The following is a 25,752-nucleotide window of genomic DNA, read 5'->3' on the forward strand; positions in this document are numbered from 1 at the left end:
TCAGGTGTCTACCAAACAGGGGTCAGGTCCAGGCGGTGGCAGAGGATTCGATAGCAAGCAGGGCGAAAGCGAGGGCGTTGAGGACGCTGCTCTTTCCGGAGGCGGTGGGGCCGATTAGGACGGTGATGGGATCGCTGACCTGCTCCCAACCTTCCTCCGGCGCGGTGGAGTGCTGCCAATGGTGGTACAGCGAAAGCGTCTGCGTGGCGCGGATGCTGCGGAAGTTGGACACGCTAAAGGAAAGGAGCCTCATGCTCGCAAGACTACAAGCTCACCACATAAATCGGGCCTAAGTTCTGGCGCTGAGATTCGTTTTCCTCCCATGCCTTAACCCAGTGGACGCTGGTAGCGTTTTAGTACACACCGCAAAAGCAATCACAGGAGGCCACATCCTATGCACGGGGATACTACTGAGCTGCTCGTGTGTCTCGGGTTGGTGGTTGTCATGGTTCTCTACTGGACCTATTACATCCGGAGCGTGCGAACAACTCCCAGATCAGAAAGATGGTACGACACAGCCGATGCGGAAGGCGCCGAAAGTGATGGCGTGCTCTTTATTTATCCCTATGGCACGCTAATTATGGGCGCTGCCGGTGCCACAGGGCTGGTCGCAAATATGAACCTCCCAGAGCCCGCCGAAACGGTGCTGCTTGTTCCGATCATGGCAGCTTTCGTCATCGGAGTGATTGGGTTTACTGGAGCGATTGGGATACCGCTTCCGTGGCCTTTTGTTCCGCGTTGGGTCGTGGACATCCGCAAGGCAAAGCGTGCTCGAAGGCGTGAGCGCAGGCAAGCCAGAAAGATGAAAAAGAAGGAATAAGCCTGGCAGCTTACCCAGCGTCTAGAGCCCAGCCCGGCCAAAAGTGAGCAGGGCGGAAGACGCTGCTGAAGTTCAGGCAGCGATTTCAGGGGCCTAAATTGCCGTTTTCCGGGCCTGCCGATTAATGTTGCTGGGAGCGGATTCGCTGTTTGCATCGTGCGCTGGTTGAGTACTGGTGTTCTTAGCAGGCAGGGATACGCGGGGCTATAGCTCAGTCGGTTAGAGCTACGGACTCATAATCCGTTGGTCCCGGGTTCGAGCCCCGGTGGCCCCACTTTTGCTCAGCACCCGATACGATGACCACCATGAGCGTTGTCGAGATGGACCCATTGATCGAGTCGCTGTACTACTGGTCCGACATCATTGGTGTCCTCCTCATGGGCATGATTGGCGGCACCATGGCCCGCCAGCGTGGCTATGACATCGTGGGCTTCTTCTTCATCGCGATGTTCTCTTCCCTCGGCGGCGGCATGATCCGTGACGTGCTCATCAACCGCGGAACCGTCGCCGCGATGAGCCAGCCGGAGTACCTCTACCTGGCGTTTACCGGAGCCATCATCGCCCGCTTCGTCTACTTCAAAGGCAAGACGTGGGACTATGTGCAGTCGCATGGTGATGCGGTGGTCTCGGCGCTGTGGGCGTCGACAGGCGCGCTCAAGGCTATTGCCTATGGCCTGCCGCTGATTCCCTGCATCATGATGGGTGTGTTCACGGCCACGGGCGGATCCATGATTCGTGATATCGCCATGGGCCGCGAGCCGGCCGTCTTCGGGGATAACACCCCCACCGTGATTCCCGCGGTGGCTTGTGCCCTGGTGGTGCTGGGCGCGGATTCGGCTGGATACCTGGCCTGGGGAATCATCCTGGGCCCCATTGTCTCCTTCGTGATGACGATGCTGGGTATTTGGGCCGGGTGGCGCGTACCTGCCCGCCAAGAGTGGGCGCCGGTTAATGACACCGCAGCCTACGTCATGGTGATGGCGCGTAAGGCGGAGAGTAAGGGTAGGGCCGTGGGGCGTCGCCTAGAGCCCACGAAGCTGCGCTCCTGGCGCCACAACCAAATGGAAAAGGCACTGCAACGCCGTATTGAGCGCGAGGTACGAGCCGGCAAGCGGCGTGCGGAAGCGGCTATCGACGCCAACGAGTTCCTCGACTCCTTCAACGAGGAAGTAGCAGAGATGTCAGAGATGATGGAGCCCGCCACCGCGGAAGTAGAAACCTCCGACTTCGGTGTGGATCTAAGCGGTGACTCCTATGAGACCCCGAGCGCCGATGAGCCCTCACCGCGCGAGCTTCTGGACCGCATTTTGGCTGATGATCAGCTCACCGATGAACTGGTGGAAAGGCTCATGCGTCGCTATGAAAAGAGGGATGATTAGATGCTTTAAAGTATGGGTGAAAGTGAGGTGATGAGCGCGTGACGTCGAGGCGTTCTTTTCTGGGCCTGCTGGGGGTGCTGGCAGTGTCGGGGGCAGTGGCACCCAAGGTGGTGGGCTGCGCTTCGGAACCGGACCGCATTGATACCTCAGGCTTAGACCTCATCACCACTGATATTTCAGAGCCGCAGCGCACCCTCATCCCGGCTGATTCCAACGATGTGCCGGGGCAGACCATCATCAACTTGGTGTATTCCGGATTGATGTATCTGGATGAAGATGGTGATACCCACTATGACATGGCGGAATCCATCACACAGGTCGATGACACGACCTATGACGTGGTGATTCGTGAGGACGCAGAGTTCTCCGATGGCTCGAACGTTACTGCTGAGGACTTCGTCGATACGTGGAATACCGCGGTAAACCAGTCGCTGCTGTCTGCGCACCATTTTGAACCGATCCTAGGTTTCCACGAGGGCGGCAAGACTATGCGTGGCCTGACGGTCACGGGGCAGAAGTCCTTCCGCATTCAGCTCTCACGTCCCACGGCGGGATTCCTGGAGAGGCTGGGCTATTCGGTCTTTTTCCCCATGCGTTCCGAAGACCAAGACAAGTTGAGCGAGCGCGGAATGGAGCCCATCGGCAGCGGACCGTACATGCTGGCCTCTTGGGAGCGTGAGAAGGCAGTGACCCTCGTGCCAAACCCGCGCTATACAGGCCCGCGCACCCCGCAGAATGAGGGCATTAAGTTCGTTGTCTACTCCTCGGAGGAGCAGGCTTATAAGGATCTCGTCGAAGGCCGGCTGGACGTGCTCACGCGCATCCCGTCGGAGAAACTCGGCAGCTTCGAAAAGGAACTGGGGGAGCGTGCGCTGACTACGCCAGGTGGCTCCATCATGGAAATCACCATCCCCGCCAATGACGCGAATTTCCGCGGTGAGGCGGGGCGCCTGCGCCGCCGCGCTTTGTCCATGGCGGTGGACCGAGAAGAAATTGCTCGGGACGTCTTCCACGACAGGGTGCTTCCTGCTACTAGCTTCGTCGCGCCGCTCTTTGGATCCGCCCCGCCCGTCCCGGAGGGAGCCGACGTGCTGACCTACCAGCCGGACAAGGCCCGCGAGCTGTGGGAAGAAGCCGAAAAGCTGAAGCCCTTCGAAGGCACATTCAGCATTGGCTATAACGCCGATGGCGGCCACAAGACGTGGATTGACGCGGTGGCGAAACAGCTGACGGATGCCCTCGGTATTCCCGCGGAGGGCCAAGAGTTCGCGACCTTGAAGGAGCTGCGCAAAGAGGTTACTGCCCGCCACATCACAGGGGCCTTCCGCACGATCTGGCAGGCGGAGTTCCCGGAGGAATCGACCTTCTTGGTTCCCTTGTATGCCTCTTTCTCCTCAGAAAACGAGTCCGGCTTTAGCAGCCGTGAATACGATAAGTTGCTGGAAAAGGCTGGCCAGGTACAAGACCACGAGGAAGCCCAGAAGTACTACACCGAAGCGCAGAGCTTGCTGCTGGAAAAGATGCCGGCCATCCCGCTGTGGACCACGAAGGCTTATACCGCTTACGGCGCAGACATCGTCCCCGCCGGCTTCACGTGGAAGCCCACCCCGAACTACTATCTCATCCACCGCGCTTAAGACTCCAAGGGTTCTGTCAGGCTGAAAGAGTAACCTCGGCGGAATGCTGAAGTACTACATGTTCGCCATCTGGCAGGCCATCGTAGATCATGGTTTGCCGCTGTTGGGAATGCTTCTGTTGGGCATTCTCATCCCGCGTATCGGCCGGCTGGCTGTGCGGGTTATTGAGTCCCGTCTGGATGAGAATCAAGAATCCACCAAAGCGCGCCTAGCCCTCGCCGGGGCGCTGGTGTACGTGGCGCAGGCGGTGGCGTACTTCCTACTTGTACTGGCTGCGCTGTCCAACCTTGGGGTGCCGCCCCTCGGCGCGGCGATTCCGGCAACCGTTGTCTCGGCCGCCGTCGGTTTCGGTGCGCAGTCCATCATCGGTGATTTCCTCGCGGGCTTCTTCATCCTGTCGGAAAAGCAGTTCGGTGTGGGTGACTACGTCAGCTTCGACGGTGTGACGGGCGTGGAAGGCACCGTTGTATCGCTGACTCTGCGTACGACGACGGTGCGCACGCCCACCGGCGAAGTCGTCATGGTGCCGAACGGTTCTGCGGGCGTGGTCACGAACTTCTCCCAAGAGTGGTCCCGTGCGGTGGTGGATATTGCCATCCCGGTTCATGAGGGCGATTCTTTGTCGGAGATCACCGAGCAGGTGGAGAAGATTTCCCAGCACGCCCTTGATACCCCGGAAATCCGCGAGGATGTGGCTGGCGAGCTCGACGTCCTGCCCGCCACTGGGCTCACAGCACCTACCGCGGCCGGCCAGCCCTGGCAGGTGCAGTATCGCGTCTTGGTGCAGGTGAACCCCGCTCGCCAGTGGGCGGTGGAGCGCGCTATCCGCTCAGCCCTGCTGTCCTCCTTCTGGGATCTATATAAGCTGCCCACGGCAGAGGGCTTGCCGGGCGATGCCCCGCAGGTGCTTGACGACGTCCCCGATACCAACACCCTTGATGCCAGCACCCCCACCACCGTCATGCCGGCGACAGGGGCCGCTTCGACCTCGCAGCACAGCGCGACGTCGGATAGCGCGGCTGAGGCGCAGACGGAGGTCATCGCCACGGAAGCTGTGGCCGATGCCGCTGAGGAGCCGCAGGAGAACATGCATGATGGCCCCGGCCGCCCGGCGTTCTCGGATGAATCCGAGGAAGAAGAGGATGATTATAAGGGCGGTATCTGGCGCGAGGATAAGCCGGAGAACAAGTGGCAGTATTTCTGGACGCTCGGCGGGCGCGTGCGCGCCTCCACCACGGGGCTCATCGCAGGCCTTGGCGTGGTGGGCCTGCTGCTGCTTTCCTCCGCTAATCCGGATGGGGTGGATGCTGGGTGGCTTTCGCCTTCGCGCTGGATGGGGGATTCAGAAGCAGCTTCCGAGTCCGCGGAACCGTCTGAGCCATCGGTTGCGCCGAACACCACGCCGCAGGGCGCACCGTCTACTGATTCCACGGACCAAGAACCGACGGATGCCGGTGAAGCGGTGACGCCGACCGATAGAACTCCGGACAGTGAGGCCACGTATGTGCCGGCGGATCCGCAAACTCCTGAATCCCAAGCTCCGGTCGAGGAACAGTACTCCGAAACGGCCGCACCAACCGTGAATGAGCAGCCCACCGCGAACGCCACGGAGGGTGCTGCGGAGCCTTCAACCTTGATGTAGGTCCTGCAAAGCCCGGCAGAGTTGGGAGAGTGTTGCCGAGAGACAGCAATACAGTGCTGTTCTCAGGGGCAGCGCTGAGGATGTGCTGCCGGGAAACGCTTGGAGAGGGCGCATAAGAGATATGAGTGATAGGGAAGTGCAGCGGCGCAATGCGCTACACCTTGTGTATCGCCATGGCGGGGGCATCCGTTAACGAAGTATTGGCCGGGGGCATTCCAGCTCCATCTCGATGCGCAATTTCCTGTGGGGAAGAACCACGGGATATAACTTAGGTTTATGACCAAGTTCTCTCGCGCGGTTCTCGCCGCCTCTGTCTCTGTTTCTCTCTGTCTTTCCGCTGTTGTTCCCGCACAGGCGGAGACCGCCGCCCCGGGAGTTGGGGCTCCTGCCAGTGACTCTTCTGCTGCTGATGCTGGTGCCGATCTGTCTTCTGATCAGGATGCTGTATCTTCTAGCCAGGATGCTGAATCCTCTGACCAGAGCTCTGACTCTTCCAGCGCGGAAGATGACGCCGAATTTCAGCAGTCTTCCCAGGGTGAAAAGATTGCTCTTGGCGTGGGCATTTCCGCAGCCATCCTCGCAGCTATTGCGGGTGGCGTGTACTGGGCCGTGCAGCAGCGCATCATCCCGAATCCGCTTCCGGGCGTGATTCCGTCGCCGCCGGCACCGCAGCCCGCACCGGCACCTGCTCCGGCCCCACAGCCTGCGCCGGCTCCCGCACCCGCACCGAAACCAGCTCCAGCACCGGCTCCCGCCCCGAAGCCTGCACCAGCGCCTGCTCCCGCACCGGCGCCGAAGCCGGCACCGGCGTCCTTCACCCGCTGCGCTGATGTGTGGAACGCGCTGGGCCGCCCCATCTATGCGGGTGAGCCGGGTTTCCGCTCCAAGTTCGACCGCGATGGTGATGGCGTAGGCTGTGAGCGCGATCCTCGTTAAGCCCCGTTAAGCTGGAGCGCATGAGCGCTTTTTCTTCTCTTGAGTCCTGGCCAGTCGATACCGTTGCCGCCGCCTTGCTGCACCGCGGCGAGGTGGTAGACCAGCTGGGGGATACCTCCCGCCGCTTCCCGGTGGCCTCCGTGACCAAGCTGGTGGCCGCCTATGGGGTGATGGTGGCCGTGGAAGAAGGGGCAGTGGAGTTGGACCAGCCCGCGGGTCCGGAAGGCTCCACGTTGCGCCATCTTTTAGCTCATGCCTCGGGTGTGGGCTTTGATTCTCGCGAGCCGCAGAAACCCGTAGGGGAACGCCGCATCTACTCCTCGGCCGGCTATGAGTGGGCTGCCGAAGAGGTGGAGAAGGCCACCGAGATTCCCTTCGCCGAGTACCTCACTGAGGGCGTGTGCACCCCGCTGGGGATGCGGGCCACCTCCATGGAGGGCTCAGCCGGACACGGACTGGTCTCCACTGTGGAGGACCTCGCTGCCTTTGCTGCCGAGGTATCTTCGCCCAGCCTGCTCGATCCGTCGACTGTGGAGGAGATGCGCAGCGTTCAGTTCCCCGGACTGCGGGGTATTGTGCCCGGCTATGGCAGCTTCAAGGACTGCACGTGGGGGCTGGGTTTTGAAATCCACGGCGAGAAGCAGCAGTGGATGGGTGGCTTGCCTGCCGATGCCGTGGGGCACTTCGGCATGAGCGGTACCTACCTGTGGGTGGCTGGTGACTGGGCCATGGTTGCGCTCACTGACCGTGATTTCGGCGAGTGGTGTAAGCCGCTGTGGGCAGAGAGCAACACGGCCATCTGGCAGGAGTGCCAGGCGCGCTAGTCACGATTGCGCGGCAACGTTGAAGCTCGTCGCACCTGGCCACGCATGCGGCGACGGGGGTAGCAGGGGTGACTGTGGCGACAACGCGCGCGTGTTGCGCGCGTTTTCTTCTGTGGCTTAAGTGATTGGTGGGGCGAATTTTCGGATGGAAGTCTCAAGTTCTTGTTGAGACTGTGGGGGGCTTAAGTGCAGGTTGAGGGTTGTTGTGGCCCAAGTGGCGGGGGAAAATTGTGGGCACACAACGACGCACCGCGTGGCCACATACTGAGGCCGCACCAGGCGGTGTTCGCGCCTCGGCGCGAGTGACGTGATGAAGACAAGTTCGTAGGGGAAGACGAAGCTCGTCTTGCGTCGGCGTATGCCGGCGTGCCATCACTCGCACGTCAAAGGAGTTTAAGGAGTGAATCAACGCGTTCACCCGCAGCTAGCCGGTGCCGCCGCGCCGGCCGCTTCAGCCACCCCACTTGGCAGCCCGGCGGATAGTTGGCCCAACCGCGCCTGCGGTGAGGTCTGCACTGCCGTGCTGGAGATTTCAGGCATGCCGCGCAGCCTGCGCCCTGCCATCGAGCGCGCCATGGCGCGCTGTATTCGCAGTGAAAGCGAATTCATTGTGCCCGGCGATGATCCACTCACCGCCCAATGGTGCACCCGCTGGCGCCGCGATTCAGTATGGGATCCGATGAGCGGCCGCGCTCTCGGTAGCGCGGCCGCCGCCAACGCCGGTTGCACCGGAATCGGCTGCCAGCAAGTGCTCACCGGAACGCCTAGCGAATTGGAAGCGCTGGGGCGTGCGGTGGAGATGCTGGCGGGGGAGTATGGGTTTCGGGGCGTCGTCAAGCGTGCGGTCTAAGCCCTAGTCCTCGAAGGGATCGAAGATGCGCTCCGGCAGGTCCGCCACGGAGTCAATGATGCGCGTCGGGCGGAAAGGATAGCGCTCGATGATGCGGTCATCGCTGATACCTGAGCGCACCAGGATGCTGCGCATGCCGGCCTCCAGACCAGACTTGACGTCGGTATCCATGCGGTCACCGATCATGACGGTATTCTCCGAGTGCGCGCCGATGTTGTTCAACGCACTGCGCATCATGACCGGGTTCGGCTTGCCCACGTAGTAGGGCTCGCGGTTGGTAGCTGCGGTGATGAGTGCTGCGACTGCACCCGTGGCCGGGAGTACGCCCTGCGGTGCCGGGCCCGTAACATCCGGGTTTGTGGCAATGAACCGCGCGCCGTTGCGGATGAGATTGATAGCCGTGGTGATGGCTTCAAAAGAATAAGTGCGGGTCTCACCCAAGACCACGAAGTCCGCGTCACGGTCATTGAGAATCCAACCGGCCTCGTGCAGCGCGGTGGTCAGGCCAGACTCGCCCACGACATAAGCCGTGGACAGCCCCGCTTGGTTGGAGAGGAAGGCCGCCGTGGCCGTCGCCGAGGTCCAGATGCGCTCCGCCGGGATGTCCAGGCCGGTGTTCTTCAGACGTGCGGACAGGTCCCGAGGGGTGGACATCGAGTTGTTGGTCAGCACCATGTACTCGATGTTGTTATCCTTCAGCGCCTGGATGAATTTATCCGCGCCGGGAATCATCTCCCCTTCTTTGATGAGGACGCCGTCCATGTCCGAAAGATAAGAAATCACGAGTGTTCCTCCAAGTACTCGGCAAGCTCGCCCACCGTGGTGACGGAGAGCATGGTTTCTTCGTTGAGGCGGACCCCGCAGGCTTCCTCGAGGCGCACGGCTAATTCGATGCGCTCGAGTGATTCAACCCCCAGGTCCTCCAAATTCGCTTCGCGCTCCAGGCCTTCCTCCACGCCGGTCACCTTAGTGATGAGGCGGGTGAGCTCGCTGTATGCGTCCCCGGCGGGTGCAGAGTCCTGCTCTTCTGCCGGTGTGGAGCCGAAGCGGGCTTGGAGTTGCGCTGAAAGGTCATTAGCCATGGGGCCCAGTCTAGTATTGAAATGTCATGGTTATTCGAGCACGTTCCTCCGCCATCGCCCGCAGCTGGTCGCGCCGGGCCCGCCCCCGCATGCGCGCTGTCGAGCATACCGTCCACAACGAGCTGCATGATCTCACGACAGAGCCGGGCCTGACTGGGGTGACTGACTCCGGTTTCGTGGATAACGACGGCGTGCGCGTGGCGTGGTATGAGGTGGGCCCGCAGGATGCGGAGGTCACCGCGGTCTTCATCCATGGCTACTGCCTGTCGGCTGAGAGCTTCTACTCCCAGGTCAACGACGTGCGCAACAACTACCCATCGGTGCGCTGCTTGCTTGTCGACGTCCGCGGCCACGGCCAATCCACCCACGTCGCCCCCGCGCAGTGCACGGTTCGGGGCGCGGCCGATGATGTGCTGGCCGTCATTGCCGAGCGCGCCGCCGAGGGGCCCTTGGTGCTCCTCGGGCATTCGATGGGCGGGATGATTGCGCTGAATCTTTTGCGCCGCGCACCGCGGGATGTCTTTGAGCGCGTCGAGGGAATGGCGCTGGTGGCCACCTCGATGCAGCGCTTTGCAGCCGAGGGCGTGGCGCGTGTCTTGGAATCGAAGACGCTGGGCATGGTCTACCGCGCCTGCCTGAAGCTGCCGAATCGGCTCAACCGCGTGCGCTTCGAGGCAGCGGCACTCATCGCCCCGGCCTTTGCAGCGTTGCTGCAGGGCTTCCCGCAGATGGACAAGCTGCAGTTCCACGTGGCGATGCTGCTGGATACCCCGATGTCGAGTTACTCGGGCTTCTTCGATGACTTGGTGGAGCACTCCGAATTTGGTGCTACGGCCCGGTTGCGCAGCGTGCCGGGGGAGATCGTGGTGGGCGAGCATGACATTGTGACCCCGCACCGCCAATCAGAGGTCATTGCCCGCCACTGGCCGGACTCCACCCTGACCGTCATCGACGGCGCTGGCCACATGGTGATTTTGGAAGAGCCCAGCGAGGTTTCCAAGGCTTTGGGGCGGGTGCTCGATCGCGTGCTCGGCAGCTAGCCTCGCTTGTTTCGGTGGCTGCGGCGTTTGCAGATGGCAGTTGAGCCTTTAATTGCCGTTGGCTGGGCCTCCTGTGGTGGTTGAACTGCCCGTTCTGCCAAAGTTATTGCCTCTGATTCAAGATCTGGCCAGAACTTTGGCAACAACGACAGTTGCCGCCCCTCGGTTTAGGTAAAAAGAATGCCCCTCCTGCCCGAGGTGGGGCAGAAGGGGCTGGAGGGCTTGGGGCTTTGACGCTCTAAGCCTTATTCCTCGTCAGACTTAGTCCTCATCGGAGGACGTGGAGGTGGTGGCCGTCGGGTCATCGAGCTTCAGCTCGCGAGCTGCCTTCTCCACGGTGCTGCGCTCCACCTTGCCCTCGCGGGCCAGGCCCTCGAGAACGCCGACGACGATGGACTCGGCGTCGGTGTTGAAGTAGCGGCGGGCGCCCTCGCGGGTATCAGAGAAGCCGAAGCCGTCTGCGCCTAGGACGATGTAGTCACCCGGGACGTAGGGGCGGATCTGCTCCTGCAGGTCCGTGGCGAAGTCGGAGACACCGACGAACGGTCCCTCGAAGCCCTTGAGCTGGGAGGTGGCGAATGCCTCGGTCGGCTCAACGCCCTTGCGCAGTGCTTCCTGGTTACGGGCGGCGCCGTCGCGAGCCAGCTTGACCCAGGAAGTGACGGAGAACAGCGAAGCCTTGACGTCGTAGTTCTCAGCCAGGATTTCCTGTGCGCGCAGGGCCTCGTACATGCCCACACCGGAAGCCAGGATGTTGGCCGGGATGGAGCCGGACTCGGCGGTGTTGTAGTGGTAGATGCCCTTGTGCAGGCCCTCGACGTCGAGGTTCTCCGGCTCGGCAGGCTGCTTGACCGGCTCGTTGTACACGGTGATGTAGTACATGATCGGCTCGTTGTCCTCGCCGTACATGCGCTCGATACCGCGTGGGACCAGGTGTGCAATCTCGTAGCCGAAGGCCGGGTCGTAGACCTCCACAGCCGGGTTGGTCGACGCCAAGATCGGGGAGTGGCCGTCCATGTGCTGCAAGCCCTCACCGGTCAGGGTGGTGCGGCCGGCGGTCGCGCCGATGATGAAGCCGCGTCCCAGCTGGTCGCCGGCGGCCCAGAAGGCGTCACCGGTGCGCTGGAAGCCGAACATCGAGTAGAAGATGTACAGCGGAATCATCGCCTCGCCCTGGGTGGCGTAGGACGTCGCTGCTGCGGTGAAGGACGCTGCAGCACCAGCCTCAGAAATGCCCTCGTGCAGAATCTGGCCGTCCGTGGCCTCGCGGTAGGAGAGCATGAGGTCATGGTCCACCGGGACGTAGTTTTGGCCGCGCGGGTTCCAGATCTTGAGAGTCGGGAACCAGGAGTCCATACCGAAGGTGCGGGCCTCATCCGGAATGATCGGAACGACGCGCTTGCCCAGCTCCTTGTCACGCATGAGCTCCTTGAAGGTACGCACCAGAGCCATGGTCGTGGCAACGTCCTGCTTGCCGGAACCCTTGCGAACCGAGCGTAGCTTGGACAGATCCGGGGCGGTGAGAGTCTCGAAGTTCTCACGGCGCTCCGGCAGGAAGCCGCCCAGCTCTTTACGACGCTCCAGCATGTACTTGATCTCCGGAGCATCCTTGCCCGGGTGGTAGTACGGCGGCAGGTACGGATCTGCCTCGAGCTGCTCGTCGCTGATCGGGATGCCCTGCTTATCGCGGAAAAGCTTCAGATCCTCCAGCGTCAGCTTCTTCATCTGGTGGGTCGCATTGCGGCCCTCGAAGTTGTGGCCCAAGCCGTAGCCCTTAATGGTGTGGGCCAGGATGACCGTCGGGCGGCCGGTGCCTGCGTAGCTCAGCGCCTTGTCGTATGCGGCGTAGATCTTGCGGTAGTCGTGGCCGCCGCGGCGCAGTGCCCAAATCTCATCATCGGACATGTCCTCCACCAGCTTGAGCGTGCGCTCATCGCGGCCGAAGAAGTGCTCGCGCACGTAGGCGCCGTCGTTAGCCTTGAAGGTCTGGTAGTCACCATCAGACGTGGTGTTCATGATGTTGACCAGGGCGCCGTCCTTATCGGCTTCCAGCAGCTTGTCCCAGCCGCGGCCCCAGACAATCTTGATGACGGACCAGCCGGCACCGCGGAAGAAGGACTCCAGCTCCTGAATGATCTGGGTGTTACCGCGCACCGGGCCGTCGAGACGCTGCAGGTTGCAGTTGACCACGAAGGTCAGGTTATCCAGCTCGTAGAGGGAGGCCATCTGCAGCAGACCGCGGGACTCCGGCTCATCCATCTCACCGTCACCCAGGAAGGCCCACACGTGCTGCTTGGAGGTGTCCTTAATTCCGCGCTTCTCCAGGTACTTGTTGAAGCGTGCCTGGTAGATGGCGTTGATGGGGCCAAGGCCCATGGACACAGTGGGGAATTCCCAGAAGTCCGGCATCAGACGCGGGTGCGGGTAAGAAGGCAGGCCATTGCCCTCACCGCGGGAGTGCTCTTGGCGGAAGCCATCGAGGTCCTCCTCGCTCAGGCGGCCCTCCATGAAGGCGCGGGCGTAGACACCCGGGGAAGCGTGACCCTGGAAGAAGACCTGGTCACCGCCGGAGGGATCATCCTTGCCCTTGAAGAAGTGGTTCAGGCCCACCTCGTACAGCGGGGCAGCGCCCGCGTAAGTAGAGATGTGTCCGCCGACGCCGATACCCGGGCGCTGTGCGCGGTGCACCATGATGGCCGCGTTCCAGCGGATCCAGCGGCGGTAGCGCTTCTCCAACTCCTCATCGCCCGGAAACTCCGGCTCCAGGGAGGTGGGGATGGTGTTGACAAAATCCGAGGACGTCAGGGACGGCAACGGCACGCGCTTTGCGGTAGCGCGCTCGAGAAGACGCAGCATGAGGTAGCGTGCGCGCTCCGGATCGGAAGAATCGAGAAGACCGTCGAGGGAGTCCATCCACTCGCGGGTCTCCTCTGGGTCGGAGTCATGCAGGTATGCTGCCACGCCATCGCGAACGATGGGGAAGTTGGAGTCGCCGTTGTGGGCGTCCAAGTCGGCCATTAAATCCTCCTGGTTCGTAGTACAAAGATCTTTCTCTAGGATACGCGCCCCTTTCAAGGTGGGTCACTCGGAGGCCCCCACGGGTGGTTTTATGGGGGAAAATGTCCACCTCTGGGCAAGATCGGGGGCGGTTCGACGCGAAAAAGTGCACCGTAGACGTTAAAATACTCTGCATGACATCAACGACTTCATCGGAAGGAACTCAGCGAGTGACGGGATTTGCAGCCAAGCTCGGTATCGAGGAGGGCCAGATTGCCCTGGAACTTGGCTGGGACGAGGACTGTGACTCCACGATTTCTGAGTCCATCGAGGACGTGTTGGGGGAGGACTTCCTCGAGGAGGAGACCGACGAACTGTGTGATCTCGTGCTGCTGTGGTGGCGCGCGGAGGACGGCGACTTGGTCGATGGGCTGGTGGATGCCACCCGTCCCCTGGGCGATTCCGGCCGTATCTGGCTGCTGACCCCGGGTGCTGGAAAGCCGGGCAACCTCGAGCCCGGTGAGATCTCCGAATCCGCACAGCTGGCCGGTCTGGTGCAGACCAAGGCCGAGCGCCTCGGCGAGTGGCAGGGTTCGTGCCTTGTGGCCCGTGGCTACACCAAGAAGCCCTAAGGAATAATCGCAGGATATACCTGCTCAGGCGACATTCGCAGCGGCGAATCATACCCCGATTTGTTGCTGCGGGTGCCTATGGGCTAATCTTGTTCGAGCACACCAAGTGCACTGCGGCTTTAGCTCAGCTGGAAGAGCAACTGGTTTACACCCAGTAGGTCGGGGGTTCGATCCCCTCAGGCCGCACAAAATGAAACCCCTTTCCGTTAAGCCGGAGAGGGGTTTCGTCGTGCTCGGAGGGCGCCCGCGGGTGCTCTAGGGCGAAGGCCGCTTTGGTGGTCGGTGCAGATGAGGACTGCTCCGGCTGCTTTGAGTCGGGTGTGTTGGCGTTCGGGGGGTGGTCAGGGTTTAACCCTAGCGAACACTTGGTATGGTTCCGGAATTAGTGTTTGGTTAGGGTATACCTCAAAAGTGAAGCTTCCTAGAACAATAGCCGAACGATGTAATCCGGGTGGGGGAGAAGACTAACCACACAAACCCGCGCTAAAACAGCAAACATGTATTGAGGAGGATGGCATTGATGCGTAAACAGAAAAGCGCGGCTTACTGGTGGAGCGTTACTGTCGTTGTAGTGCTGTTCATCGCAACGCTTGTAATCAATTATCTAGCAGGACTAAGTGCTGATGAATCATACTTTGGAGCACATTGGTGGCATCGTCTGGCGTGGGTTACGCCACTGTTGTTCTTGGCTTCTTTGATTTGGGCCTGGTTCGAGCACAGGAAGGTGCATCGGTATCCGCATTGACCCGTATTTAGTAGCGTCGGGCGTGAATGAGAAGGAAGCCTTTGCGCTTGGGCGAAAGATGCTTTTTGCTCTAGTGGGGAGTGTCGATCGGGCCTAACCTCCCCCCCGACGCGTCTACTTTCCGGGGTCAGGCCCATGTCTTCGTCCCAGTTGAGAAGGCAGTTCTCAGCGGTGCAGCCAGCGGCTTCAAGAATACTGTCGGAAATCTCGGTTTCGGTCGCTTCTCGCGTCCGTGTAATCGCGTTCATGATCGTCCCCTTTGGGGGCCGAGGCTAGTAGCGCTCCTGACCGCGCTCACGGATCTTCTCGTAGAAGTCCGGCTTGGCGGAGCCATAGCGTGAGCGGGAGCGGCGCGAAGGCTGCGTGGCAGCCGCAGGCGTCGTAGCATCAGAGTGCTCGCCGGAAGGCTCCTCGTGCTCAGAGATATCGGCGTCCGCGGCCGCATCGGGGGAGCCGGCGCCTGTGCCAATAGCTGCCGCAGTGGCCTCAGCCATCAGGGCTTCCTCCTCGCGGGCGCGTCGGCGCTCCCGAATCTCTGACCACACGAAGTACGCGAAGCCCAGCGGCGCCATCACGCCGAAGGCGATCCACTGGTAGCCGTAGGAGAGGTGATTGCCGCGGTCCAGCTTCGGCACCGGCAGCGCATTCAGCTCACCGGGTTGCTCGGGGGAGAGTTGGAGGTAGTCGTGGGCGAGGGGGACGTCGACAAGCTCTGCTATCTGCTCCGTATTGATGGAGTAGACCTGGGTGTATCCCTGCTCCTCAATGGGGGAGGAGGAGTGCTCGCGCTCGTTGTAGCGCGCCATGCCCACGATGGTGACTTTGTCGTTGGGGGCCGGATCGATTTGGGGCACGGAATTGCCCTCATCCGTGGGCACCCAGCCGCGGTTGACCAGGAAGGTCTCACCGGATTCGGTTTCAAAGGGGACCAGTGACTGGAAGCCCGGGGCGGACTCCACCGGGCGCAGACGCAAGAGGACCTCATCCTCCGGAAGGTAGTGGCCGGTCAGCTCCGCGCGTTCCCACTCCTTGTGCAAGGAGCCATCCTCAGCAAAGACCTCGGTGACCGGCTGGGGCTCGGCCTCATAGGCTTCCTCAATGAGGTGGTTGCGCTCCACAATCTGGTCGTCTTTATTCAGCTGCCATGGTGCCAGCACCGTGAAAGAGAAATAGGAAAAGGCGACGACGAAGATGAGAAAGAGCACCCACCCAGGCTTGAGGAATGTCTTGAGCATGATGATCAGTCTAGTAGCCGCAAAAAATTATCTAGCCGTGGTTCGTCTTAATCCACTCGAGTAGGCCCGGAACGGCGGCATCAATCTCCTCGCGGGTGCGGGCGAAATCCTCTTCCGTGCCGTAGAAAGGATCCTCCACACTGGCATCTTCCGGGGAGCTCGGATCGAAGCTGCGCATGAGGCGCACCTTCTCCTGCGGAATGCCGCGATCCAAAAGGGCATCGCGGTGGCCGGCGTCCATGGCCACGAAGAGGTCTGCGTCCATGTGCTCTTCGCCCAGTTGGGCAGCCTGGTGGCCGGCACCATCGTGGCCGCCGCGGCGCAGCTCAGCGACGGCGCGCTCATCCGCGCCCTGGCCCACGTGCCAGCCACCGAGGCCGCAGGAGTCCACGCGGGCGAGGAGATCGAGCATGTCAGTCTCCATGGCATCGCGGGTAATGATTTCCGCCATGGGTGAGCGGCAAATGTTGCCCGTGCACACGAAGACGATGTGGAGCTGGTTGTCGTTCTCCGGAGGCGTCATGCAAAGTCTCCTTAAGCTAGAGGGGTGCGCTGGCGAACGAAAGCTAGGATATAGCAGCGACGCGACTGACGTGAAACCTCAAGCCGTATAAGGAGCAAACGAGATGGCAGAACGAACGACCGTTGGCGAGATCCGCCGCGTGATCCACGAGGCCTACCCGCCGCAGCTGGCCGAGCCCTGGGATGCCGTTGGCCTGGTGTGCGGTGACCCCACGGACGAGGTGAATACCGTGGCCTTTGCCTTGGACTGCACCCAGGAGGTGGCAGACAAGGCCGTGGAACTCGGCGCGCAGATGCTCGTGGTGCATCACCCGCTGCTTCTGCGCGGGGTGACTTCGGTGGCAGCGGATACACCGAAGGGCAAGGTCATCCACACGCTGATTCGCAACGGCGTGGCCCTGTTGGCCGCGCACACCAACGCGGATAAAGCCCGCCCGGGTGTCAACGACAAGTTGGCTGAGCTCGTAGGGATCAAGCCCGGCCGCCCCATCGTCCCGGTGGAGCCCTATGAGAATCTCGATGAGGCCTTGGGGTTAGGGCGCGTGGGCGAGCTGGAGGAGCCGGTGACGCTGCGCGAATTCACCCAGCGGGTGGCCGATGCCCTTCCGGAAACTGAATGGGGAGTGCGCGCGGCCGGCGACCCGGAGCGCATGGTGAAGAAAGTGGCCGTCTCCAGCGGCTCGGGGGATTCCTTCCTGGACCAGGCGGCCGCGCTCGGCGTGGACGTCTATGTCACCTCCGATTTGCGCCACCACCCGGTAGATGAGCACCTGCGCGCCGCGCACCTGGCTAAGCCGGAGGGCCCAGCCGTGGTGGATACCGCTCACTGGGCCAGCGAGTTTCCCTGGACTGCCCAGGCGCGCGATATTGTGGAGGACGCATTGCGCGTGAACACCGAGATCATCGATGTCCGCACCGACCCATGGACGATTTCTGCGCATAAGGAGAACTAAATGAAACTGCCACAGGACCTGCAGAACATCCTGCTGGAGCTGGCCACCCTCGAACGCTCCCAGGCACACGGTGGAACTCCCACCATCCCGGAGCAAGAGGAATACGAGAAGGCTCAGGCTGCACACGCCCGGCTTGTCGACGCCTCCGGCTCCGCCCAGCTCGCCGTCGATGACATGGAGATGGAAATCCTGCGCATTCAGGCTGATGAGCGTAAGCTGCGCCAGCGCGAGCGCGATGACAAGGCACAGCTTGGCGCCGCGACCGATCCGGAGACCCGCAAGGACCTTGAGCACGATCTCTACGCGGCTAAGTCTCGCATTGCGGATCTCATGAGCGAGCTGCAGGAAGCCCACAACGAAATCCACGCACTGCGCGCCAACCTGGACGTCCACGGCGCGAAGGTCTCCGATTCTGAGCGCAAGCTCGAAGTGCTCAAGCGTGCGGCCGAGGCTGCCCAAGAGGCCGCGGCGAACCGCCCGGACCCGCAGGTGCGCATCGGCGAGCTGCGCGAGCAGCTGCCCGCGGATGTCTTGGAAGAATACGAGACCGTGCGTGAAGAAAACGGTGTGGGTGCCGCTGCTTTCACCGGGCGCGGTTGCGGCGGTTGCTTCATCATTCTGCCGCCGGCCGAGCAGAACGCGGTGCGCAACGCGGCGGCCGACGAACTTCCGCAGTGCTCTGATTGCGGCTCCTACCTGGTGCGCTCGGCCTCATGAAGCTAGTCATCTTTGCTGATGGCGGCTCCCGCGGCAACCCCGGGATAGCCGGTTCTGGCACGGCGGTCTACAACGAGGACCGTTCGCAGCTGCTCAAGGAAATCGCCTACGTCGTGGGCCAGAAGTCCACCAATAACGTGGCCGAATACCACGGCTTGCTGCGTGGCCTTGAGGCAGCGGTGGAACTGGGCGCAGACGAGGTGGAGTTCTACATGGACTCCAAGCTCGTGGTGGAGCAGATGAACGGGCGCTGGAAAATCAAGCACCCGGACATGCAGAAACTCGCCATCGAGGCACGCCGCCTGCTCAACCAGATTCCGCGCTTTAGCCTCGAGTGGGTCCCGCGCGCCAAGAACTCGGTGGCCGATGAGCTTTCCAACGTGGCCATGGATGCCGCCGCGAAGGGCGAGCCCGTGGGTGTCGTAGGCGGCTCGGATAACGCGCCTGAGCCTGCAGCCGCTGGCACTGCGGCTGAGTCGGAGGCCGGAGACGAAGAGACGTCGCCAAGCACGGCGTCCTCAACCTCGGCTGACTGGCGCTCCGAATGTGGCCCGGCCACCCGCTTCATCCTGCTGCGCCACGGGCAGACGGCGATGTCCGCCGCCAAGCAGTACTCCGGGCGCGCAAACCCCGAGCTCACCGAGCTGGGCAAGAAGCAAGCGCTCGCCGCCGCCCAAGCCTTGGCCGATACCCACATCGATGCCGTGGTGTGCTCGCCGCTGCGCCGCTGCCAGCAGACGGCCGCGGCCGTGGTGGAGGGCCGTGACCTGCGCGTGGAAACCGTCGAGGACCTTATCGAGGTGGACTTTGGGCGCTGGGAAGGCAAGACCTTCGCCGAAGCCGATGCCGCTGACCCCGAGCTCCACGCGCGCTGGCTGAAAGATACCTCCGTGGCCTGCCCGGGAGGGGAGTCCCTGCGCGCCGTGCACCGCCGTGTCAGTGCTGCGCGCCGCAAGCTGCAGCAGCGCTACGAGGGGCAGACCGTTCTCGTGGTCTCCCACGTCAACCCCATCAAGTCCTTCGTGCGCCAGGCACTCGATTCCGGACCGCAGACCCCCAACCACCTGTTCCTGGAACTAGCTTCTGTGAGCGAGGTCGAATTCTTCGACGGCGGCAGCACCCTGCACCGTTTCAACGATGTGGGGCATCTGGGCGCGCTGCGATAAACTAACAGGCGCGAATGAGCCGACCGGGCAAACGCGTTCCGTCGAACCGGTCCCGTTATGGGACTAGGCGCGGGCCGAGGAAAGTCCGGACTCCATAGAGCACGGTGGTTGCTAACAGCAACCCGGGGTGACCCGCGGGAAAGTGCAACAGAGAGTAGACCGCCGCGTGCCTCCAATGCGTTTCGGCGCGGCGTGGGGCACGCGGTAAGGGTGAAAGGGTGCGGTAAGAGCGCACCAGCACCGTCAGTGATGGCGGTGGCTGGGTAAACCCCACTGGGAGCAAGGCATCACGGCCCGCCACGTTTGCGGGCCCGATCAGGCGTTAGTAGGTTGCTCGCCGAAGCCTGAAGGTAGCTGCTTGAGCCAACTGGCAACGGTTGGCCTGGATGGATGTTTGCCACCGCGCTGCGTGCGCGGCACAGAATCCGGCTTATAGGTTGGCTCATTCGCGCCCTACACTTTTATTTTTTGGAACAATGGGGCGGCATGAAACTGTATGCCGCGCCCCTGGACTTTCGGCCCATCGCTGAGGAGTTTTCCGTTCCGACCGACTTTCCGGAGGAGGTCACCGCACAGGCCGCGTCCGCGCAGGACCGCTATGCCGAGCAGCGCCGCGACGCCCGGGACATCCCCCTGGTGACCATCGATCCGGCCGGCTCCAAGGACTTGGACCAGGCCGTCTTCATTGAGGCGCGCGAGGGCGGTTACCGCGTGCTTTATGCCATCGCCGATGTTGCCGCTTTTATCGAACCGGGCTCCGCGCTGGAGACCGAGTCCCTGAAGCGCGGCCAGACCATCTACTTGCCGGATGAACCGGCGCGGTTGCACCCGGCGGAGCTCTCGGAGGACAGTGCTTCGCTGCTTGCCGACGTTGACCGGCCCGCCGTCCTCTGGACCTTCGACCTCGACACTGCGGGTGAGGTGGAGGACTTCTCGGTGGAGCGCGCACTCGTGCGCAGCCGCGCCCGGCTGGACTATGACCAGGTCCACGCGGATTTGGAGAATGGCCCTTTGCATTCCTCGATCGCCTTGCTGCCGGAGGTGGGAAAGCTGCGCCAGGCTTCTTCACTACGCCGCGAGGCGATCAACTTGCGCATTCCCTCGCAGCGCGTATCCGAAAGCAGCGATGGGGAGAAAGGCCACTACGAGCTGGTCATGGAGCCGCGGCATGAGGTGATGGATTATAACTCGGAGATTTCCCTGCTCACCGGAATGTGCGCGGGGAGGCTGATGGAATCACGTGGAGTTGGTTTCCTGCGCACCCTATCGGCGGCCACCCTGGAGGCTGAGGCCACCTTCCGCTCTGAGGCGGAGGCGTTGGGTTTTGACCTGGGGGAGAGCAGCATCTCGGAATTCCTCCATTCCGTGGACGCGGATTCGCCGCGCGGGATGGCGGTGATGCGTGAAGCCCAGCGTTTGCTGCGTGGTGCTGACTACGTGTGGCTGGAGGATGGCCAGGCGGACGTGCACGCGGGAATCGGCGGCTACTATGCGCACGTGACGGCCCCGCTGCGGCGTCTAGTTGACCGCTTCGCCACGGAGGTCTGCCTGGCGCTCAGCGGCGGCTACGAGGTTCCGCAGTGGGTGCGCGAGCGCGCTGGGGAAGTCATATCCACGATGCGCTCGACATCGCAGCTGGCCTCCCAGGTGGATAAGGCCTGTTTGAACCTGACGGAGGCGACAGTCTTAGCGCCGTGGGTAGGCACCAATTTTGAAGCCGTGGTGGTTGATGGCGGTGCACAGCGCGAGAAGGCGCGCCTCTTCGTCCTAGACCCGCCGGTGATGGGGCAGGCCGTGGGCCACCCGGAGACCGGCAAAGAAACGATGGTGTCCTTGGTTAAGTCCGACGTTGAGGAGCGCGATGTGCTTTTTGCGTGGCCGGCGGACTAGTCCTCGGTGATTGCTGGGCTTCCGGCAGTAAGCGGGACGACAAGAAGGCCGTCCTCGGCCAAGTCGGCCGCGAAGTTTGTGGCCTTGGCACTTGGCACGTAGGCGATGACCGCGGAGGAAGTGCCGGCGTGAGCAGAGCGTGAGGCGACGGCACCGCGGGCGGTGGCCAGCTGCGCGAGCTTCTCTGCGGAGTTGAAACCATAGACGGTGGCCAAGGCAGACTGCGACTGCGTGAGAAGTGGGAAAAGCTCGGTGCCGCGGCGGGAGCGCAAAGCACGAGCAATGCCTTCGGCGCGCTCAGTTTCCTCCGAGTAGAAGGTCAGCCATGCCGTGGCTTGGGCGATGGTCGGCTGGTTCTCGGTGCCGTGCACCTTGTGGACCGCAGCCAGCCACTCGAGGACGCGCTGGGGCGCATCCGGCAACAAACGCAGCGACGGCGTGCCGAAGGCGCGGCAGGCGGCGTCGATGAAACGCTCGCGGGCGCGAATCTCCGTCACGGCCTCAGCGGAATCAGCATCCCCTGGCACGGCCAAGGCGAAAGCCGCAATGTCCTTGTTGATCATGTGGGGCGCCTGGGTCACGGAGCCGTCGGCGTAGTCGATGATGGTGATGGACTCACCTGCGCCGCGCAGGGCAGCGGAGTGGCGAGCGCGCAGTGCGGGGAATCGCGCGAAGGTGCCAACGGCTTGGGAACAGACCTCTGCGATGCGGGCACGCAGCGGGGCGTCATGCAGATCATCCGCGGTGCCGAGCAACGCCAAAGCGGTGGCGATGTCGATGGCTGCGGCGGCACCGAGACCGGTTGAATCGGGGATATCGTTGACCACGGTGATATCGGCACCAGCTGTTTCGCGGGTAAGGAGCTGGCGGTTGATCATGGTGTAGATGATGCCGCCGAGGCGCGCAGCGATGGCCCCTTCGGGTGCAGGGGGGTCGATGGGCTGGCCTTCGGAATCGACGCTGGGCTGCTGCTGCGCGGCAAGAGCAGAAACCTGTTCGAGGGAAATCTGGTCTTCAACGGTTTCGCCGTTGGTGTGCTCTAGGCGAACCTTGACCAGTCCGTCGCTGCGGGGGCTGACAGCTGTTGCCGCGCGGATATCGGCGAGTCCCATGATGGCGATGCCGTCGTAGTGGTCGATGTGCTCGCCGATGAGTGCCCAAGTGGCGGGGGCGCTGGCGACATGCGCGGAGTCAGCACCCACGTTTTCGCGGTGTGCGGCGCGAACGCGGTCGACGGCCGGGGTCGAAGGGGCAGTCCACAGGGGCATCGGGAAGGTTCTCCTTTGCTGGTGGCGATGTCCTGCCTAAAAGTAAAAGCAGGACTAAGTGACCTATCTATTCTAACGGGCGTTGCCTGCAGGCGGTCTGTAGTGTGGGGTGCACTGAATGAGAGCTTAAAAGAATGGAGAAGATTATGGCTGAAGCCGACAACAAGTGGTTCTATGACCCGTCAACCGGTGAAGTATCCCAGGGCAAGGTGTCTGGTTGGGAGAACCGCATGGGGCCTTATGATTCCCGCGAGGAGGCCGAGCGCGCCATTGAAATCGCGCAAGCTCGTACCGCTGCTGCTGATGCTGAGGACGCCGCCGAGGACGATTACTAAGCACCATACTGCGAAGTCCTAACAGGCCAATGTTGAAGCCTGCTTGAGAATTCCGCTAATAGCAACGGCCCACACCACCGCATAGGCGTGAAGGTGTGGGCCGCTTCTGATCGCTGCCTTGCAACACGGGAAGGCTAGCGGAGCAAAACCAGCCGGCTAGCGCAGCTTCTTGCGCAGCGGCTTGAACGCAGACTTGATGGCCTTGAAGCTATCCGAGTAGGCATTGAGTGTTTCCAACCCGATGACGCGCTCACGCTGGTAGAGAAGGCCGTAACCGAAGGTGTCTTCACCGCGTCGGCGTGCGGTTTCTGCCAACTCGAGCAACTTATCGCGAGAGGTTACAGAATCCTGGAAGTCACCCAAGACTGATTGCATATGCTTGCAGGCCTTGTAGAGGTTCTTCGTCTTCAACGTGGTGGCGGATCCAGCAGCTTCCGCGGCATAGCGCAGCTTCTTTGCTGCCTTGCGCATGTCGTGGAAGTACTCTTCACGCTCATGCAGCGTCAGCTCGGTGTTATCCCAGTTGGAGACGGCCTTCTTGTGGCGCTTGACCAACTTGTCATAAGCCTGCTTCAGGTGCAGAGCCATCACCGTATCGAGATCGTGGGGCTCGTCTTCCGAATCCGGCTTGGCGTGCTTCGGCTCGTAGTCCTTTGCTGCCTCGTGAGCCTCAGCGGGCTCTGGGGATGCCGTATCGATAGTTGCAGCATCTTCCGCCCCGCTATCTGCAGACGTGCTATCTGCGTCAGCGGATGCGTCCTCCCCGGCAACCGGTGGATTGGCAAGGAAAGCATCCAGCGCATCGAGCAGAGCCAAGTACTGGTCGGAATCAAGTGCAGCGATAACGCGACGATGCGCACGGCGGTAGGCGCGGCCCATGTCGTGAGCAATGTGCTCGCGGGTAGCTTCATCGAGAACATCGGAGTCCTCTGACGCGAGGAGGTTCTGCCAGCGTTCTTCCACAACCTCGGCGTCACGGGCGACGCCCAGCATGGCCGCAAGTTCCTTCAGATCTGACTCAATGCGCTCGATTTCGGGGCCCACCACAATGCCGTGGAAGGTCTGCAAGTGGCTGCGCAATTCACGGGTAGCCACGCGCATCTGGTGCACCGAATCCCATTCATCACGGCGAACGCGCGGATCAAACTCGACGAGTTTGTCTCGGTTGGCCTTCAACGCCTCCACGACTGCCGCCGCGGGTGAGCCCGGCTCCACGTTTGATGCAGCAAGCGCTGGGGGAAGCTCGACGTTGTTGATGGAATCTCCCAATGCAGACTTCAGCTTGGACGGCGAGGAGGAAACCCGAGCCCCAGAACTGATCAGTAGGGATGTGGCATGCCGTAGCAGTTTGCTGCCTGCTTTAGTACCCGGCAGTTCCCCGGCAAGCTCTACTTCCCACTCACGCCACGTGCTCTGGGAGCCGCCCGGCAGGAAGGAGAATGCGGTGACATGGTCATCGCAGAACTCAGCAACTGGCTGCTCATCCGCGTCAACGAGAAGTAATTCGGTGCGGTTGTTATCCACCTGGGCGATGGGCTCAAGTGGCTGGTTGCGGACCACTGAGCGGACCTGGTGGAGCAATTCATCCGGAACCTCGTACTTGCCGTCGACGGGCTCACCCAGTTCCGCGCGGATTTCAGTTCGTCCCTGCGCGCCGGGAATCTTGATGTGCCATCCATCGTCATTTCCACCGGTGCGTCGCCGCAGCGTGATCTTCGCATGGGTAAGGCGGAGATCCTTGGTGTCGTAGTAAATCGCGGACAACGAGTGGTGGCGGGTTTCTGCAACACGGGCGACCTCATCGATGTGGGTGAGATCCGGCATGGGGGTGGTCTCATCCACAGCGAACTTGGCTTCGATTTCAAGGAACGTCTTTGGAGACATGTACACACCTTCGTCGGGGGAGCGAAATCATAAAAGAGGAGGAATCAAACCTCAGTACTGCCTTCTAGGTTACCTGGCTATTAGCGTAAAATGTGCCAGCTGATGATCGCCTCTAGCGGGTGAGTTGGCGGCGTCCTTTAAGCCCCGAGGAGTCACCTCCCAAGTGAGACTTTTCTGCAGCTGTTGCGCCGGCAGTCATTCCCGTGTGGCTTCGTACAGCCAAGGACATTGTGCGTGCATTCGGGAAGAACCTATCGGTCACTGCTTCTGCTTTGCGTCGGCGTTCTTCCACGGCTGATAGCGATTGCTGTGCCAGGGCTACTTCGTCTTGTCGTGCGTTGCAGCCGCGTGATGCCGAGCCTTTCGCTTCAGCTTCGTGAGACTCCAGCGTCGCGTTTGCTTCCTCTAAGAGCTCGCCGATGCGGGTGGCATAAGACAGGATGAAGCTTCGGCGAAAGGAAGCTACATTGCCATGCTGACGCGCGCTTTCGGCGTGCTCACCGTGGTGCATGTGCCATTCGCACTGCCGCAGGAGTGAAGCGAAAAGTTCGGTGACGTGGCGGACGTCCTCCTCAGCGCCAATGACGGCGACGATCCCTTTGTGGTGAAGCTGGAGGGCAGTGCATCCGTTCCTATCCGCGATGACGCTGAGGAGCGTGGTCTTGTGGTTGATATAGGGCGCGTTGATATGGATTCGGGTGGACACCACAGTGCCCGAGGAGTCGGTGAGTGTCCCTTCCAGGCGGTGCCGCTGTTGAAGGCTCTGGGCTTTGGCGATGAGCGCGCTGGCTTCTTCTTCGTAAGGGGTGGATTCTGCTTTTCGCAGAAGATGAGTGATTTTGTCGCGGATTCTATTCTCCTTGCTGCCGCGGGATGTCTGAGAGTTCTTTCTTTGTGCTGCCAACACATCAACGTCCCGAAGGGGCGGCAGGAAGCTGATTGCTTCAATAAGTTGCATGAGGTCATCAGCAGACATGGTCATTGAGGCAGGCGGAGTGATGCTCAACCATTCCTTGCGCAGCGCAGTGGAACTAATCTGTGCGGGAACATGAGGGGCGGCGCGATAAATGAGTGGGTGGCAAAAGCTACCCACGACGTGGAGCAGGTCCTTAGGCGACCATCCTTGCTGGGCTGCTTGGCTAATGAGCTCGATTCCTCGTTGACTCAGGGTTGCGTGGTGTGTGTTCATGGCTGTTCC

At 61.8% G+C, this 25,752-nt stretch carries 23 protein-coding genes, 2 tRNA genes and 1 other RNA gene; 17 read left to right on the forward strand and 9 right to left on the reverse strand.

Annotated features, from left to right (window positions below; translation table 11 throughout):
* Positions 1-22: 22 nt before the first annotated feature.
* Positions 23-253, reverse strand: coding sequence for an AAA family ATPase (locus tag HMPREF2537_RS06060; protein WP_246820261.1), 231 nt, complete (start codon positions 251-253; stop codon positions 23-25).
* A 192-nt stretch (positions 254-445) separates the two neighbouring features.
* On the opposite strand from HMPREF2537_RS06060, the gene HMPREF2537_RS06065 reads away from it, so the two are divergent.
* The 8 genes from HMPREF2537_RS06065 (at position 446) to HMPREF2537_RS06100 (ending at position 8,088) form a co-directional block, all read left to right on the forward strand.
* Positions 446-820: a hypothetical protein gene (locus HMPREF2537_RS06065; RefSeq protein ID WP_246818736.1), complete on the forward strand. Its 375-nt coding sequence runs from the start codon at positions 446-448 to the stop codon at positions 818-820.
* Positions 821-1,020: 200 nt separating this feature from the next.
* Positions 1,021-1,094: transfer RNA gene (locus HMPREF2537_RS06070), tRNA-Ile, on the forward strand.
* A 31-nt stretch (positions 1,095-1,125) separates the two neighbouring features.
* The gene (locus HMPREF2537_RS06075; protein WP_070527560.1) at positions 1,126-2,199 is read left to right on the forward strand and encodes a trimeric intracellular cation channel family protein; all 1,074 of its coding nucleotides are present in this window, start codon (positions 1,126-1,128) and stop codon (positions 2,197-2,199) included.
* A gap of 38 nt (positions 2,200-2,237) precedes the next feature.
* Positions 2,238-3,836: an ABC transporter substrate-binding protein gene (locus HMPREF2537_RS06080; RefSeq protein ID WP_070526493.1), complete on the forward strand. Its 1,599-nt coding sequence runs from the start codon at positions 2,238-2,240 to the stop codon at positions 3,834-3,836.
* 43 nt (positions 3,837-3,879) lie between these two features.
* Positions 3,880-5,478, forward strand: coding sequence for a mechanosensitive ion channel domain-containing protein (locus HMPREF2537_RS06085; protein ID WP_070526496.1), 1,599 nt, complete (start codon positions 3,880-3,882; stop codon positions 5,476-5,478).
* A gap of 276 nt (positions 5,479-5,754) precedes the next feature.
* Entirely contained in the window at positions 5,755-6,414 is a 660-nt protein-coding gene (locus tag HMPREF2537_RS06090) for an excalibur calcium-binding domain-containing protein (RefSeq protein WP_070447501.1), read from the forward strand.
* A gap of 20 nt (positions 6,415-6,434) precedes the next feature.
* Positions 6,435-7,238 carry a serine hydrolase domain-containing protein gene (locus HMPREF2537_RS06095; RefSeq protein ID WP_070447498.1) on the forward strand — a complete coding sequence of 268 codons (804 nt, stop codon included), beginning with the start codon at positions 6,435-6,437 and terminating at the stop codon, positions 7,236-7,238.
* A 400-nt stretch (positions 7,239-7,638) separates the two neighbouring features.
* Entirely contained in the window at positions 7,639-8,088 is a 450-nt protein-coding gene (locus HMPREF2537_RS06100) for a hypothetical protein (RefSeq protein WP_070447495.1), read from the forward strand.
* Positions 8,089-8,091: 3 nt separating this feature from the next.
* Here the strand turns inward: HMPREF2537_RS06100 and HMPREF2537_RS06105 are convergent, their stop codons facing one another.
* Together HMPREF2537_RS06105 and HMPREF2537_RS06110 are read right to left on the reverse strand one after the other, a co-directional pair.
* Positions 8,092-8,871, reverse strand: a complete 780-nt coding sequence (locus tag HMPREF2537_RS06105) for an HAD-IIA family hydrolase (protein WP_070447492.1) — start codon at positions 8,869-8,871, stop codon at positions 8,092-8,094.
* A complete protein-coding gene (locus tag HMPREF2537_RS06110) occupies positions 8,868-9,170 on the reverse strand; it encodes an acyl carrier protein (protein WP_070447489.1) in 303 nt (100 codons plus the stop codon). Before HMPREF2537_RS06110 ends, HMPREF2537_RS06105 begins: the two co-directional genes overlap by 4 nt.
* Positions 9,171-9,196: 26 nt before the next feature.
* Here HMPREF2537_RS06110 and HMPREF2537_RS06115 point away from each other — a divergent pair, with 26 nt between their 5' ends.
* A complete protein-coding gene (locus HMPREF2537_RS06115; RefSeq protein ID WP_070526499.1) occupies positions 9,197-10,210 on the forward strand; it encodes an alpha/beta fold hydrolase in 1,014 nt (337 codons plus the stop codon).
* Positions 10,211-10,471: 261 nt separating this feature from the next.
* On the opposite strand, the gene aceE is transcribed toward HMPREF2537_RS06115, so the two are convergent.
* Positions 10,472-13,228, reverse strand: coding sequence for a pyruvate dehydrogenase (acetyl-transferring), homodimeric type (gene aceE / locus HMPREF2537_RS06120; RefSeq protein ID WP_070526502.1), 2,757 nt, complete (start codon positions 13,226-13,228; stop codon positions 10,472-10,474).
* A gap of 173 nt (positions 13,229-13,401) precedes the next feature.
* Here aceE and HMPREF2537_RS06125 point away from each other — a divergent pair, with 173 nt between their 5' ends.
* Positions 13,402-13,839, forward strand: coding sequence for a DUF3052 domain-containing protein (locus HMPREF2537_RS06125; protein WP_046647091.1), 438 nt, complete (start codon positions 13,402-13,404; stop codon positions 13,837-13,839).
* Between the two features lie 113 nt (positions 13,840-13,952).
* Positions 13,953-14,025 (forward strand) — tRNA-Val (locus HMPREF2537_RS06130).
* 831 nt (positions 14,026-14,856) lie between these two features.
* Here HMPREF2537_RS06130 and HMPREF2537_RS06135 read toward each other — a convergent pair.
* Positions 14,857-15,819, reverse strand: a complete 963-nt coding sequence (locus tag HMPREF2537_RS06135) for an SURF1 family cytochrome oxidase biogenesis protein (RefSeq protein WP_070526505.1) — start codon at positions 15,817-15,819, stop codon at positions 14,857-14,859.
* A 31-nt stretch (positions 15,820-15,850) separates the two neighbouring features.
* A complete protein-coding gene (locus tag HMPREF2537_RS06140; RefSeq protein ID WP_070526507.1) occupies positions 15,851-16,342 on the reverse strand; it encodes a low molecular weight protein-tyrosine-phosphatase in 492 nt (163 codons plus the stop codon).
* 103 nt (positions 16,343-16,445) lie between these two features.
* Between HMPREF2537_RS06140 and HMPREF2537_RS06145 the strand changes: the two genes are divergently transcribed.
* The 5 genes from HMPREF2537_RS06145 (at position 16,446) to HMPREF2537_RS06165 (ending at position 21,067) form a co-directional block, all read left to right on the forward strand.
* Positions 16,446-17,294, forward strand: a complete 849-nt coding sequence (locus tag HMPREF2537_RS06145) for a Nif3-like dinuclear metal center hexameric protein (protein WP_070526509.1) — start codon at positions 16,446-16,448, stop codon at positions 17,292-17,294.
* On the forward strand, positions 17,295-18,011 hold the full coding sequence (locus HMPREF2537_RS06150; protein WP_070526512.1) for a zinc ribbon domain-containing protein: 717 nt from the start codon (positions 17,295-17,297) through the stop codon (positions 18,009-18,011).
* Positions 18,008-19,177 carry a bifunctional RNase H/acid phosphatase gene (locus HMPREF2537_RS06155; RefSeq protein ID WP_070526515.1) on the forward strand — a complete coding sequence of 390 codons (1,170 nt, stop codon included), beginning with the start codon at positions 18,008-18,010 and terminating at the stop codon, positions 19,175-19,177. Before HMPREF2537_RS06150 ends, HMPREF2537_RS06155 begins: the two co-directional genes overlap by 4 nt.
* A gap of 15 nt (positions 19,178-19,192) precedes the next feature.
* Positions 19,193-19,626, forward strand: an RNA gene (gene rnpB, locus HMPREF2537_RS06160) — RNase P RNA component class A.
* 37 nt (positions 19,627-19,663) lie between these two features.
* Positions 19,664-21,067 carry an RNB domain-containing ribonuclease gene (locus HMPREF2537_RS06165; protein WP_070526518.1) on the forward strand — a complete coding sequence of 468 codons (1,404 nt, stop codon included), beginning with the start codon at positions 19,664-19,666 and terminating at the stop codon, positions 21,065-21,067.
* Here HMPREF2537_RS06165 and HMPREF2537_RS06170 read toward each other — a convergent pair.
* Positions 21,064-22,335 (reverse strand): galactokinase family protein, encoded by a 1,272-nt coding sequence (locus tag HMPREF2537_RS06170; RefSeq protein ID WP_070526521.1) that lies wholly within the window; start codon positions 22,333-22,335, stop codon positions 21,064-21,066. The two genes, HMPREF2537_RS06165 and HMPREF2537_RS06170, sit on opposite strands and share 4 nt — an antisense overlap.
* Before the next feature lie 146 nt (positions 22,336-22,481).
* Here HMPREF2537_RS06170 and HMPREF2537_RS06175 point away from each other — a divergent pair, with 146 nt between their 5' ends.
* Positions 22,482-22,670 (forward strand): hypothetical protein, encoded by a 189-nt coding sequence (locus HMPREF2537_RS06175; protein WP_012715171.1) that lies wholly within the window; start codon positions 22,482-22,484, stop codon positions 22,668-22,670.
* A 156-nt stretch (positions 22,671-22,826) separates the two neighbouring features.
* Here HMPREF2537_RS06175 and HMPREF2537_RS06180 read toward each other — a convergent pair whose 3' ends face one another.
* Entirely contained in the window at positions 22,827-24,554 is a 1,728-nt protein-coding gene (locus tag HMPREF2537_RS06180) for a CYTH and CHAD domain-containing protein (protein WP_070526524.1), read from the reverse strand.
* 112 nt (positions 24,555-24,666) lie between these two features.
* The gene (locus HMPREF2537_RS06185) at positions 24,667-25,743 is read right to left on the reverse strand and encodes a DUF2786 domain-containing protein (protein ID WP_070526527.1); all 1,077 of its coding nucleotides are present in this window, start codon (positions 25,741-25,743) and stop codon (positions 24,667-24,669) included.
* Positions 25,744-25,752 lie beyond the last annotated feature (9 nt).

The sequence above is a fragment of the Corynebacterium sp. HMSC074E01 genome, from assembly GCF_001808885.1.
GTDB lineage: Bacteria > Actinomycetota > Actinomycetes > Mycobacteriales > Mycobacteriaceae > Corynebacterium.